The organism is Streptomyces sp. NPDC051582 (assembly GCF_040681715.1).
In the GTDB taxonomy this organism is placed as follows: domain Bacteria; phylum Actinomycetota; class Actinomycetes; order Streptomycetales; family Streptomycetaceae; genus Streptomyces.
The window spans coordinates 44506-56630 of sequence record NZ_JBFAZJ010000038.1 but is presented as its reverse complement, the minus strand read 5'-3'; the positions used below and the strand labels follow the sequence as shown (position 1 = coordinate 56630).

Here is a 12125-nt window from a genome sequence, read left to right as displayed (position 1 = left end):
CCATGACAGCGGAACTCACCCTGCCCATTTGCTGGTTCACCATCGAAGTCGATGGCCGGGACGCCGAGCGGATCCACAGCGTCGAGGGACTCAGTTTCCCGTGCCCGCCCGGTGCGTCGAGCCATGGTCCCCGGACGCTGGTCGTGTCCCTGACCCCAGCCGGCCGCGCCGGGCTCAGTGGCTCCATACCCCGCGTCGGCGGGCGCGAGAACGACGAGGACGCACCGCACCGCGCAGCGTCGCGCTCGCACAGCACAGCCAGGAGGGCGTGCCCCTGAGGCGGTTCGTGCTCGTCGACGTGATCAGCATGCGGCCGGAATCGGGCACGACCGAGGAGGGTGACGGACCGGAAAGAGTCTCCCTCACCTACCGGGGACTGCGCATCGAACCTCTCCTGGATCCGGCCGAGTAGCCATTGCGTCGGGGCAGCGGTGCGCCGCCGCCCAGTGGTTCGGCACGGACGGAAGAGGCCCTCTTGACCGTGAGGTGCACCTGAAGTACTCCCGTCCACACGAGAGCCGCGCCCAGCAGGTGGAGCATGACGACGAGCGGGGGCAGCGCCGTCAGCGACTGTACGAGCCCCACGAGGCCCTGACCCAGGAGCACGGCGAGGAAGGCGACGGTCTTGCGGCGCGCGGCGCCGAAGCCGTAGCGGGGCAGCGCGGACAGCAGCGCTGTCGCCAGGACCAGGACCGCAGCGGCCAGTACGCCGTGTACCACGGTCACGGCCGTCCAGTTGAAGGGCATGCGAGCCACGTCGGACGAGTCACCGGCGTGCGGTCCGGACCCGGTGGCGAGCGTACCGACGACGACCAGCACCGCCGTCACCGAGACCAGGGCAGCGGACAGTGACCGGATCCGCGCCACGCCGCCCTGACCGCTCCCGCCGCTCCCGCCGCTCTCGCCACCTGCGCCGGCACCGGTATCGGTACCGGCGCAGGCCGCGTGCCAGGTGTACACCGCGGCGGTGAGCAGCAGCGTGGCGGCGAGGAAGTGGGCGGCGACGATGTACGGGCTCAGCCGCATCCACACGGTCACTCCGCCGACGACCGCGTTCAGCACGACGATCCAGAACTGCGCCCAACCCCCGCGCAGTACAGCCGGCATCGGCCTTTCCTGGAGGCGCGCGGTGATGATGACCCAGCCCACCACGGCGCACAGCGCCCCGGTCAGGAGCCGGTTGCCGAATTCGATGGCGCCGTGCACTCCCATTTCGGCCGTGGGAGCCAGCGTTTCTCCCGTACACATGGGCCAGTCGGTGCAACCGAGACCGGAACCGGTGACGCGAACGATTCCACCGGTGACGATGATCGCGATACCGGCCACCACCGATCCCAGTGCGGCCAGTCTGACGCTTCTCGCGCCGAGGGAGTACCTGTCGGCAAGCCATGAGAGGGGAGTTCGCACGATCAGCTTCCTCTTTTCGTCGTGAGGTGCTCAGGCCGGCTGCGCCCAGTGGCCGCCCGGCGGCATCATCGCCATCGCGGTGCGTTGCGGAACGATGATCCGACGATGTCGGTGAAGTGGCCTGCGCCGCTCGATGGCCGTGGTCGAGCCAGCCCCCACGAGAGAGCATATGGCCGGCCCGGACGTCGGCAGCAGGCGCCTTCTTCTTCCTCCTCTTCCTCCTCCTGCCGGCCGGACCGACCGCGCTCCCCGGCGACGCCGCGCAGGACTCCGCCGTCCGGCCCATCAAGGGCACGGGCCATGACGCCGAAAAGGATCGAGCGGAGTCGTCCCACCCCCGAGTTCCGGTACGGCCCCGCGCCCCACGCCGCCCTCATGACGGCGGCCCGCACCCGGCCGCCGGCGCCCGCAGGAGATCCCGTATGCGCGTCTTCGTGCCCTTGACCGCCGCCGCCACCGCCGCGCTCCTGCTCGCGACGGTCACCGGAGCGACGCCCGCCGCGGCAGACCGGAGCCCCGACGGCGCACCGCTGATCAAGGTGTCCCACGGCGACCCGTACGCGGACTGCACCATCGGCGCGATGTCCCCCGACAGCGTCGTCTATCCGGGCACCGAGGTCGAGCCGTACCTGTCCGTCGATCCGCGCGACCCGAAGCGCGTGGTCACCGTCTTCCAGCAGGACCGCTGGAGCGACGGCGGCGCCCGCGGCCTGGCGGCCGCCTGGACCACGGACGGCCGCACCTTCCACGGCAGCACGCTGCCGTTCAGCCTGTGCGCCCCGGGCGGCGCCGACTTCGAACGGGCCACCGACCCCTGGGTGAGCACCGGACCGGACGGCATCGTCTACGCGAGCGGCGAGGGCGTCGACTTCACCAAGAGCACGCGGACCGGTCTCCTGGCCGCCACCTCCCGCGACGGCGGCCGCACCTGGCGGAACCTCACCACCACGCACGTGGACGAGCAGCCGTTCTTCAACGACAAGCCCTCACTCACCGCCGACCCGATCCGCAAGGGCACCGCCTACCAGGTCTGGGACCGGCTCGACAACGACCCGCCCGGCCCCAGCGCCCTCAACGGTCCCGGCTACATCTCCGTCACCCGCGACGGCGGCCGCACCTGGAGCGAGGCCCGGCCGTTCGTCGACACCGGCGCCGTGCCCAACACGCAGACCATCGGGCACCTGATCGTCGTCGACCGGCGCACCGGCACCCTGTACGACTTCTTCGACACGATCACCCTCAGCGACGACCTGAGCACCGTCGTCGACGCCCACTACGCGATGGTCACCTCGACCGACGCCGGAGAGACCTGGAGCGCCCCGGTCACCGTGGCCCGGGACAGCGCCGTACCGGAGGTCGACCCGAACGACCCCACCAAGCCGCTGCGCGCCGCGTCCACCCTGCCCAGCCCGGCCATCGACCCGAAGACGGGCACGCTGTACATGGCCTACGAGGGCGCGGACTTCTCCGGCGGCAAGTTCGACTCCGTCCAGCTGGTGCGCTCCACCGACGGCGGACGGACCTGGGGCGCCCCCGAGCTGATCAGCCCGAAGGGCGTACCGGCCTTCTCCCCGTCGGTCGCCGTCGACGAGCGGGGCACGCTCGCGCTCACCTACTACGACCTGCGCTTCCTCAAGCCGGGCGACACCACCACCCTCCCCACCGCCTACCAGCTGGCCACGCTGCCGCACGGAAACCCGAAGCTGCGCACCGAGCGGCGGATCTCGCGGGTCTTCGACTGGCTGCAAGCACCGTTCGGCGGGGGGTACTTCCTCGGCGACTACCAAGGCCTGGTGGCGGACGGCAAGGGAGTGCGGGCCGTGCTGACCGAGACCCATTCCGGCGCGCCGCGGAACCGCACGGACGTGTACACCGTCAGCCTCCCCACCCGGTGACACGGCGCGCCTCGCGCGGGCGGTGGTGTCAGCTCGCCCGTACGGGGGCCCACAGGCTGACGCTCCACACGTCCCCGTGCCCCACGTGGTAGCCCCTCTCCTCCTCGTCGTCGTCCACGACGAGCACGGAGACGCATGAGCTCTCCGCCCGGTACTCCAGGAAGCCGCCCTGGTCGGAGACGGTGAACTCCGGGACCGGCGCGACGCCGGAGAGCGCCTCCCGCACGTCCGCCCAGGCGGTGTAGCGGTCGAACTCGACGCCCGTGCTCTCGGCCCATCGCGCCGCCGACTCGGGCGCGTTCGCCAGGCGGTGCAGTTCGATGGAGCCGCCGGACATCACCCACTCCTCCCCGGGGTTGAAGTAGAACTCGGCGAACCCGTAGTCGCGGCGCAGCGAGACGCCGCCCTCGCCGACGACATCGACGTACCGGTGCCGCAAGGCGCCGTCGACCTCGCCCAGGGTGGAACCGATGCCGATGCCGTGCAGGCGCCCGGTCGTGATGAAGGAGGCGAGGAATTCGATGCCGGTCACGGCCAGTTCTCCAGTTTGTCGATGAGGGCCTGCATCTCCGCGGAACGGTTCTGCGAGTTGCCCCAGTTGTGGTTGTCCATGTGTTCCTGGGCCGACTTGGCCTTGGCCAGCAGATCCGCGCGCAGCTTGGGGTCGTTGTTCACCGCGTCCACGGCCTGCTGGACGCTCTTGTCCGAGGCCCAGCCGTCCTCCAGACGAATCGGGGCGCCCTGGATGTTGCCGTTCTTGTCCACGGTGATGCTGACCTCGTGCTCCGCCCCCTTCTTCAGCGGGATGTGGATGTGCGCGCCCTTCGTCGCCCAGTCGGAGGCGACGGGGGACACCCGGATCTTGCACGGCTTCAGGCCGAGGGGGTCGGACCAGGTGTGCGGGTTGTGCACGTAGGTCGTCGGATTGGGGGCGGGGCCGAGCCCGAGGGGGTCCATGCTGAGGTAGCGGGCCGTCTCGGGGTCGTAGTGCCGGTGGAGGTTGTAGTGGAGACCGGTCTCGGGGTCGAAGTACTGGCCGGGGAAGCGCAGGGGCGTGTACGCGGCGCTCCGGCTCGCCCACGTCGTGGTTCCCCACAGCGTGCTGCGGGTCTGCCAGGCCAGGTCGCCGGACTCGTCGACGAGTTCGGTGGGTGCGCCGACGAGGTCGGTCACGATCGCGTAGAACCGTGCGTCCACCGCCTCCTGCGGTGAGTCCGCGCCGAGCCTGCGCTCGGTCTGGGCGACCGGCCTCAAGCCCAGGTGGTCCCAGGTGAGCGCGACGGGCAGGGGCAGGTCCGCGCCGCGGCTGACCTGTTCGCACAGGGTGGCGCCGTCCCAGGTGAAGAGGGTCTCCTCGATGACGGTTTCACCGTCGGCGCCGAGCCGCTGCTTGGCGGTGCGGCGGCCGAGGGGGTCGTAGCGGTAGCGCCACACCGTGCCGTCCGGTGTGGTGGTGGAGGTCAGCCGGTCTTCCGGGTCCCACGTGTAGTGCCAGGTGTCCGGCTTGCGCGACAGCCGCGTCTTCTGCCGCAGGACGGTGCGGCCCTGCACGTCGTGCTCGTAGCGGACGTCGCCGGCCCGGGTGATGCGCGTGCCCTCGAACGCGCGGGGGCCGGTCGCTTCCTGCCCGGGGTGACTCGCGGGCCAGGCCGCGTCGGTCTGGTTGCCCGCCGCGTCGTAGGCGTACGACTCCGACCAGTCGGCAGCGTGAACGCCGGTGACACGACCCAGCGCATCGAGGTCGAAGCGGCGGATCCCGGAGAGCCGGTCCTCGACGGCTGCCAGGTGCCCGTCGGCGCGGTAGGCGTACGCCCGGCGTTGCAGGGTGCGGCCACGGCCCGAGACCTGCTGTTCGGTGAGGCGTCCGCTCACGTCGAAGCGGTGGGCGAGGGTGGTCGTCCCGCCGATCCGCCGTACGAGTTCGCGGCCGGCCTCGTCGCGCTCGAAGGTGAACGTGCGTCCACAGGCGGTGAGTTCGGCGGCGCGGCCGGCGGTGTCGTAGGTCCGCGTCGTGACGGCGCCGCTCGGCGTCGTGCGCCGGGTGAGCCGGCCCAGCTGGTCGTGGTCGTAGGACAGCTCGCGGCCGTCGACCGTCTCGGACCTCAGCCGTCCGTACCGGTCCCGCAGCCGGACCAGCGTCACGTCGGCGTTCACCGCCTTCGCGAGCTCGTCGAACACGTCGTACTCGTAGGTGGTCACGGCGCCCTCGCTGTCCTTGCGCAGGACCTGGCCGAGCGCGTTGCGTTCGAAGCGGGTGGTCTGGCCGAGCCCGTTCACCCGCTCGGTCAGACGGCCCGCCGCGTCGTGGCGGTAGCGCAGCGTGCGGTCGTCGAAGTCGGTCTCCGACAGGGTGCGGCCGGCCGCGTCGTACTCGTACTCCCACGTCAGACCCTGGGGGTTGATGACGTGAGTGAGCTGCAGGTTGACGTTGTGCCGGAACTCGTAGCGAGCACCGTCCGCGTCGGTCCGGGCCACCAGCAGGTCGAAGTCCGCGTACTCGTAGGCGGTGGTCCGGCCCAGGGCGTCGGTGTGGCTGCGGCAGTTGCCCTCGCCGTCGTACGTCCACGTCCGGCTCGCGCCGTCGGGTTCGGTGCACGCCGCCAGCCGGCTTTCGACCGTCCACTCGAATCGGGTGACCGCCCCCAGCGGGTCGGTGATGACCGTCGGCCTGCCGAACGCGTCGCGTTCGTAGCGCGTGACGGCGTTCAGCGGATCGGTGACCTCGATCGGGAGGCCGGCCGCATCGCACCGCAGGGTCGTGGTGGCGCCGAGCACGTCGGTCACCGACGTGAGGTGGCCCGCCTCGTCGTAGGTGTAGCGCGTGGTCGCCCCGGTCTCGTCCGTGTACGAGGTGCGGTTGCCGCGTTCGTCGTACGTCTGGCGGACGACCGTGCCGTCGGCCTGGGTGAGGCGCACGGGCAGGCCGAGCTCGTCGTGTTCCGCGCGCAGTCGCCGGCCGTCGGGGCGGACGACCCCGGTCAGCCGGCCCGCGGCGTCGTATTCGCAGACGGCGAGGTGGCCGAGGGGGTCGGTCCGGGAGAGCAGGCGGTGGTGGCGGTCGTACGTGGATCGGGTGACCGCTCCGGTCGGGTCGATCCGCCCGATGATCTGGACGCGGTCGTTGACGAGGTACCGGGTGGTGTTGCCCAGCCCGTCGGTGATGGACGTCAGGCGCAGGCCCGTTCCCGGGTCGGTGTCGTCCCACGTGAACCGGGCCGCCATGTGGCCGTTGCCTCCGGCCTGGGCCGTGCAGCGGTGCCGCTCGTCGTAGACGTACTCGTACCGGCCGCCGTTGGTGTCCGTCCACGAGGTGATCCGCCCGTGCACGTCGTATCCGAAGCGCAGGGGGCGGCCGGACGAGTTGGTGACCTCCGTGAGATGGCCCTCTGCGTACCCGTACCGGAGGATCTCCTGGTCGGCGCCGTCCCGCGCGGCTCCGGCGAGGTGCAGGGCGGTGATGCGGCCGCCGGCATGGGTGAGCTTCAGCCGGTAGCCGCCGTGGTGGACGACGGCCTCGGGTGCCCCGGCCCCGTCGTACTCGAACGCGATCCACCGGCCATTGCGGTCGTCGATCTGCGTCAGGAGCGCCAGTTCCTCGTCGTGTTCGGTGAAGTGCCTGACCCAGCCGGTCTCGGGGTCGGTGACCGTGTAGGTGTCGCCGTCGCGGTCCAGCGGCCACGGACGGCCGTGCGTCGGCAGTACGGGGACGCCGGGCGCCGGGTGCGGGTACGCGAGCAGGCTGCCGTCCTCGCACACGAAGACGACACCTTCGGAATCGATCTCCAGCCGCTGGTCGACGGTCGAGGACCAGGCCGGACCGAACCATCGGCCCGCCCGGTAGGCCGATCCGAAGGTCCGGGTGAAGGCCAGCGGGAACGAGCCCGCGAGCGCGATGTCGGTCTGCGGCAGGACCATCAGGCCGGTCGCCATGTCGACGGGGTCTCCGTCGCACACGAGGTCCTTGTTCTGTCGCCCCGTGCCCTCGGGATCGCCGTTGTGGCCGCCGCGCCCCTTGCCGGTCGGCACGTCGTCGAGGTGCTTGGCGGCGCTGCCGAGCTTCTTGAGGGAGCCGAGGCCCTTGGATCCGATGAGCTCGGGGAGCATCTTGCCGACGCCCTCGGAGGGGTCCTTCATGAACTCGTCGAGCATCTGCTTGCCGGCGCCCCAGGGGTCGTTGGCCATGGTGACCAGGCCCGCGGCCGTCGAGTTCAGGCTGGTGAGGTACTCGGCGGGGTGGGTGAGGTTGTAGGGGTCGGTGGGGTTGAGGGCGCGGGCGAAGTTGGCGATGCCGGCCGTGCCCTTGACCACGCCGCCGGCCAGGTGCGTCTTGGCGAGTTCGAGGTAGTCCAGGCCGTCGCCGAGCTGCTGGGCGTACGAGGGCTTGGGCGGGGCGGCGTCGCGGGCGGCGCGGACGGCCGTGGCGGTGGTGTCGGCGACCTCGTTGCGCTGCTTGCGGGCGTTGTCGAGCTTGTCCTGGGCGGCGGTGGCCATCGCCTTGCCCGGATCGTCGTAGTCGTTCCCCGGGCGGGGCGGCAGGTGGTCCTTCTTCGCCTCGTAGGCGTCGTTGTATTCCTTGACCAGCTTGTTGTGGGCCGTGCGGGCGGCCTCGGAGGCCTTCTTCGCCTTGTCGTACTCCTCCAGGGCCTCCTTGGCCTTGGTCTGCGCCCACTCCACGGTCTCGGCGAAGCGCCCCATGGCGTCGGCGGCCTTGCCGAAGGCGTCGGCGGCCTTGAACCAGCGCGGCGGCTCCTTGGCGACCGTCTCGCGGAAGGTGTTCGCCGTCTCGCCCCTGAGGCCTTCGGGCTGGGTCATGGTCTTCAGGCCGTTGCCGACCGACTCGAAGGCCGTCTTGAAGTCGTTCAGGTGGGAAACCTGCGCGCGGATCTTGGAGACGCTGCCGTAGACGAGCTTCTTCGGGTCGTCGGTCTGGCCGAGTTCCAGCTCCGAGACGTCGGCGCCGAGCTGGTTGGCGGCCGAGCGCGACGTGTCGCGGATCCAGTCGCCGGCATCGTCGAGGCCGACCTCCTCCGCCAGGTCGGCCGTCTTGTCGCCGGCCCACTCGATGGCGTCGCCGACCTTCTCGACCCCGTGTTCGACCTTGTCCTCGATCGAGTCCGGTACGAAGTCCCGCCAGCCCATCAGTTGTCGCCCCCGTTGCCCTTCGCCTGCTCCAGCAGGTCCTTCAGCGAACCGATCTTGCCCGTGGAGGTCACTTTGTCCTTGGTGTCGGACCAGGTCTGCTTGATGTCCTGGGCGCCCTTCTCGAAGGACTCCTGGCTGTAGTCGGGCTTGTAGACGTCCGCGCTGAAGATGTCGCCCCAGGACTTCTGCTCGATCTCGTCCTCGCTCGCATGCGGATTGCCGTACGCCGCGTTGGCGGCCACCTTGAACGCGCCCTGGACGTACTGGTCCTCCTCCCACACCGTCCCCGCGGCGATGCCGAGGTTGCCCGCGAGGGTGGAGGCGTCCTGGATCAGGGAGCGCACGCCCCATTCCCAGCGCTCGCAGAAGTCCTCGAAGTCCTTGGACAACGCGCCGTGCCCGGTCTCCATCGCCGTCATCGACAGGTTCTCGAACCCCGCACCCTGAGAAGCCCCGGCCGCGTCGCCGGACTCCCGCAACTCCGCTATCGCCGCCCGCAACCCCTTCTGAACCAGCGCGACCGCCTGCGGAGAGACTTCGAGGTCGCCGTCGCCGGCCATCAGGCCACCCCCGCCGCGGACTCGGATTCGACGTCCACCGCGTACGCGTCGGGAACGATCCCGGCGACGGGCGGGAACAGCATCGAGCCGTCCGCGTCGGCCACGTTGACCGCCACTCCGGCGGGGCCGTCGACCTCCGGAACAACCGCATCCACCAGACGCGCACCCAGAACCGCCAGGTAGGGCCACTCGCGGCGGGCCTCCCCACGGGCCTCGGCGAACCGGGCGAGGGCCTCCTCGTCCGTGAACGCGTAGAACCAGCGGATGCCGCCGGAGAAGGCGGACATCAAACCGCTGTCGGCTTCGTCGGAACCACCTGCGAGGGGTACGAGCAGCACGGCCCGCCGGAACTCACCCACCAGGCGGCCTGGATCCCCGGAACCGGCCCGGTACGCGGCTATCTCTGCGGTCAGTTCCATTTCCGTGTCCCCCTTCAAGGCGATCGGCACCTCGCAGGGAACCCTACCCTGATCGCCAAAACGCCCGATACGGGCTGATAGCCGTCTCTACCGACTAGGCGATCGCCGCGGTCCCGAGCCGGTCATCGCCGTCGGGCCGAGTCCGTCAGCCGTGCGGCGAATCGGGTCACCAGCCCGCGGAGGTCCTCGGGCCGCTCGATGACGAACGGACGGTCGAGCGAGGCGAGTACGGCGGGCAGCCAGTCGAGCCGGTCCACACGCAGGTCGACGCGGGACCAGGGCTCGGTGTCCGAACCCCGGCCTTGCGCGGACGGCAACTCCTCCACGATCGCGATGCCGGCGGGAAGCCTGGCCCGGACGTACTCGGCCGTCCCCTGGACCCGCACGGTCACCTCGTGCCGGTACGGAGCCGAGGCGATCCCCGACAGCACGCGTTCCGCCGCGTCGAACCCGGCGGGCGGATCGAAGGTCCCGGGCAGCACCCTCGCGTCGGTGATGCGGTCCAGCCGGAACGTGCGCTCCTCGCCGACCGCGGGGTCCCCGCCCGTCACGTACCACCTGCCCGCGTGGGCGACGAGCCCGTACGGGTGCAGCGTGCGTTCGCTGAGCCGGCCGCCGGCGGCGGTGTAACGGATCGAAACCGGCCGGTGATGGCGCACCGCGTCGGCGATCGAGAGCAGGACCGCGCTCTCCGGGACGGCCGACGTACCGGGCGGAGCAGTGAAGGCGAGGGAGCCGAGCACGGAGTCGAGCCGTCGGCCGAGCCGTTCCGGCAGGACCCGACGGATCTTGGCGGCTGCCGTCTCGCTCGCCGAGCCCGTGGCCGTCGACAGGCCGGTCCGCTGACCGGCCAGCAGGCCGAGCAGCACGGCGAGCGCTTCGTCGTCACTCAGCATGAGGGGAGGCATGCGGTAGCCGGAGGCGATCCGGTAGCCGCCGTGGCGGCCGCGTACCGACTCGACGGGCACGTCGAGGTCGAGGAGGTGAGCGGCGTACCGCCGCACCGTGCGCTCGTCGACATCGAGCCGGGCCGCGAGTTCGGCGACGGTCCGCAGGCCGCCCGATTGCAGGAGCTCCAGCAGCATGAGCACGCGCGAGATGGGTCGGGACATGGCTGCAAGTCTCTCGCAGATACCGGGCGGGTTCTGTCCGGTATCCGCTCTAGCGTGAGTTCATCACCACGACACGTCTGGAGAGACCCCATGGACTTCGTCTCGATCCGCATCATCACGGGCGACGTCGCCCGCCTCGTCGACTTCTACGAGCGCGCCACCGGAGTGACGGCGAACCGGCCCACCGAGGACTTCGCCGAACTCAGGACCACCTCGGCCACCCTCGCCATTGCCGGAACCCGCACCGTCCCCCTCTTCGCGCCCGGCGCCGCCCGGCCGGCCGAGAACCACAGCGTCATCGTCGAGTTCCTCGTCGACGACGTGGACCGCGTGCACCGGAACCTGACCGGCTCCGTGGAGGACTTCGTCCAAGCGCCCACCACGATGCCCTGGGGCAACCGCTCGCTGCTGCTGCGGGACCCCGACGGCAACCTCGTCAACTTCTTCACGCCCGTCACCCCGGCCGCCGTGGCGAAGTTCGCCCGCTGACGGCGCACCGCTCCGCCGCGCCGGTGACCGCCCTTGGCGCATGGGATCCGGCGACAGGGGCACGAGGGTGGTAAGCACGGTCCGTGGTTCAGGAGGTGGAAGCGGTGCACCGTACGAAGGTGTTGAACTCCTTTCCCGCCGGTGATCCCTACGGCAGTTGGCCCGCCGAGGAGTTCGCGGCCAGATGCCGGGAGCGGGGCCAGCGGGCGACCGTCGTGATGGACCTCGACAAGGACGCCTTCCTCGTCGTGGCCCTCGACTCCGACGGCTCGTGAAGGGCGGCGTGAAGCCGCTCACCACCCCGGCCCGGCAGCCCTTGGCGGTGTCAGTTCTCGCGGTGCGGTCCGAGGTCGTGGAGGACGGCCGCCAGGTCCTGAGCGGTCAGGGCGGGGGCGGGCAGGCTGGTGGCGGGGCGGGTCCCGGCCCGCAGGCCGTCCAGGAACAGGGAGAGTTGCCGGCGCCAGGCGTGCGGGGGCCCGGCGGCCGCCAGTGAGGGGACGGCGCGCCCCAGCGTGGCCAGGCCCAGGAGCAGGTCCTCGACGGTGACGTCGGAGCGCATCGTGCCGTCCCGCTGGGCGCGGTCCATCAGCAGGGCGATCGTCTCGTGGTTGTGTGCGTGGACGGCGTCCAGCGAGGTCACGCCCGCGATGGCGGTGGTCATCAGGTCGTTCGCGCCGCGGTCGGCGGCCAGCACCGTGAAGACCGCCTCCAGGTAGCCGGCCAGTCCCGCCCAGGCGTCCGCCGCGCCGCGGGCTTCCTCTCCGGCGTCGACGGTCCCCTGGAGGGAGTCCTGGAACACGGCGTCGATCAGGGCGGCCCGGGTGGGGAAGTGCCGGTAGAGGGTGGCGTTCCCGACGCCGGCCCGGCGGGCGATCTCGTCGAGCGGAGCTTCCAGCCCCTGGGCGGCGAAAGCCTTGCGCGCGGCGGCCAGCAGCAGCTCGCGGTTGCGCCGCGCGTCACGCCGTACCGGCGCGGCCCGTTCCGTGGCCGGGGTCAATGTCCGCTCCTCGCGTCGCCGGTGACATGCGTACGGGAGGTGCGCTTGCGCGCATCCGTACCGGGGATCCTCGTCCGGTACGGATGCTAGCGCCACCGGGGCCG

10 protein-coding genes are annotated in these 12125 nt (G+C 71.1%); 3 read left to right on the top strand and 7 right to left on the bottom strand.

The window, feature by feature from the left end; genetic code table 11:
- Window positions 1-366: 366 nt before the first annotated feature.
- The gene (locus tag AB0M92_RS34155; RefSeq protein WP_366106244.1) at window positions 367-1326 is read right to left on the bottom strand and encodes a COX15/CtaA family protein; all 960 of its coding nucleotides are present in this window, start codon (window positions 1324-1326) and stop codon (window positions 367-369) included.
- 503 nt (window positions 1327-1829) lie between these two features.
- On the opposite strand from AB0M92_RS34155, the gene AB0M92_RS34150 reads away from it, so the two are divergent.
- Complete coding sequence (locus AB0M92_RS34150) at window positions 1830-3302, top strand: sialidase family protein (protein WP_366106243.1); 1473 nt, start codon at window positions 1830-1832, stop codon at window positions 3300-3302.
- A 28-nt stretch (window positions 3303-3330) separates the two neighbouring features.
- On the opposite strand, the gene AB0M92_RS34145 is transcribed toward AB0M92_RS34150, so the two are convergent.
- The 5 genes from AB0M92_RS34145 to AB0M92_RS34125 all read right to left on the bottom strand — a co-directional run bounded on the left by AB0M92_RS34145 (window position 3331) and on the right by AB0M92_RS34125 (window position 10535).
- On the bottom strand, window positions 3331-3834 hold the full coding sequence (locus tag AB0M92_RS34145) for a hypothetical protein (protein WP_366106242.1): 504 nt from the start codon (window positions 3832-3834) through the stop codon (window positions 3331-3333).
- Entirely contained in the window at window positions 3831-8441 is a 4611-nt protein-coding gene (locus AB0M92_RS34140) for a putative T7SS-secreted protein (RefSeq protein WP_366106241.1), read from the bottom strand. Before AB0M92_RS34140 ends, AB0M92_RS34145 begins: the two co-directional genes overlap by 4 nt.
- Complete coding sequence (locus tag AB0M92_RS34135) at window positions 8441-9004, bottom strand: hypothetical protein (RefSeq protein ID WP_366106240.1); 564 nt, start codon at window positions 9002-9004, stop codon at window positions 8441-8443. The genes AB0M92_RS34140 and AB0M92_RS34135 overlap by 1 nt, the downstream gene beginning before the upstream one ends.
- Window positions 9004-9423, bottom strand: coding sequence for an SseB family protein (locus tag AB0M92_RS34130; protein WP_366106239.1), 420 nt, complete (start codon window positions 9421-9423; stop codon window positions 9004-9006). Before AB0M92_RS34130 ends, AB0M92_RS34135 begins: the two co-directional genes overlap by 1 nt.
- 122 nt (window positions 9424-9545) lie before the next feature.
- The gene (locus tag AB0M92_RS34125; RefSeq protein WP_366106238.1) at window positions 9546-10535 is read right to left on the bottom strand and encodes a WYL domain-containing protein; all 990 of its coding nucleotides are present in this window, start codon (window positions 10533-10535) and stop codon (window positions 9546-9548) included.
- Between the two features lie 90 nt (window positions 10536-10625).
- Here AB0M92_RS34125 and AB0M92_RS34120 point away from each other — a divergent pair, with 90 nt between their 5' ends.
- Window positions 10626-11024, top strand: a complete 399-nt coding sequence (locus tag AB0M92_RS34120; protein ID WP_366106237.1) for a VOC family protein — start codon at window positions 10626-10628, stop codon at window positions 11022-11024.
- Window positions 11025-11128: 104 nt separating this feature from the next.
- On the top strand, window positions 11129-11299 hold the full coding sequence (locus tag AB0M92_RS34115) for a hypothetical protein (RefSeq protein WP_366106236.1): 171 nt from the start codon (window positions 11129-11131) through the stop codon (window positions 11297-11299).
- A gap of 50 nt (window positions 11300-11349) precedes the next feature.
- Here AB0M92_RS34115 and AB0M92_RS34110 read toward each other — a convergent pair whose 3' ends face one another.
- Window positions 11350-12021, bottom strand: a complete 672-nt coding sequence (locus AB0M92_RS34110) for a helix-turn-helix domain-containing protein (protein ID WP_366106235.1) — start codon at window positions 12019-12021, stop codon at window positions 11350-11352.
- Between the last annotated feature and the right edge of the window lie 104 nt (window positions 12022-12125).

What these genes read in the sequence shown, in the direction of transcription:
- AB0M92_RS34130 (WP_366106239.1), bottom strand. Translation starts at nt 9,423, where the DNA reads ATGGAACTGACCGCAGAGATAGCCGCGTACCGGGCCGGTTCCGGGGAT.
- AB0M92_RS34125 (WP_366106238.1), bottom strand. Translation starts at nt 10,535, where the DNA reads ATGTCCCGACCCATCTCGCGCGTGCTCATGCTGCTGGAGCTCCTGCAA.
- AB0M92_RS34150 (WP_366106243.1), top strand. Translation starts at nt 1,830, where the DNA reads ATGCGCGTCTTCGTGCCCTTGACCGCCGCCGCCACCGCCGCGCTCCTG.
- AB0M92_RS34135 (WP_366106240.1), bottom strand. Translation starts at nt 9,004, where the DNA reads ATGGCCGGCGACGGCGACCTCGAAGTCTCTCCGCAGGCGGTCGCGCTG.
- AB0M92_RS34140 (WP_366106241.1), bottom strand. Translation starts at nt 8,441, where the DNA reads ATGGGCTGGCGGGACTTCGTACCGGACTCGATCGAGGACAAGGTCGAA.
- AB0M92_RS34120 (WP_366106237.1), top strand. Translation starts at nt 10,626, where the DNA reads ATGGACTTCGTCTCGATCCGCATCATCACGGGCGACGTCGCCCGCCTC.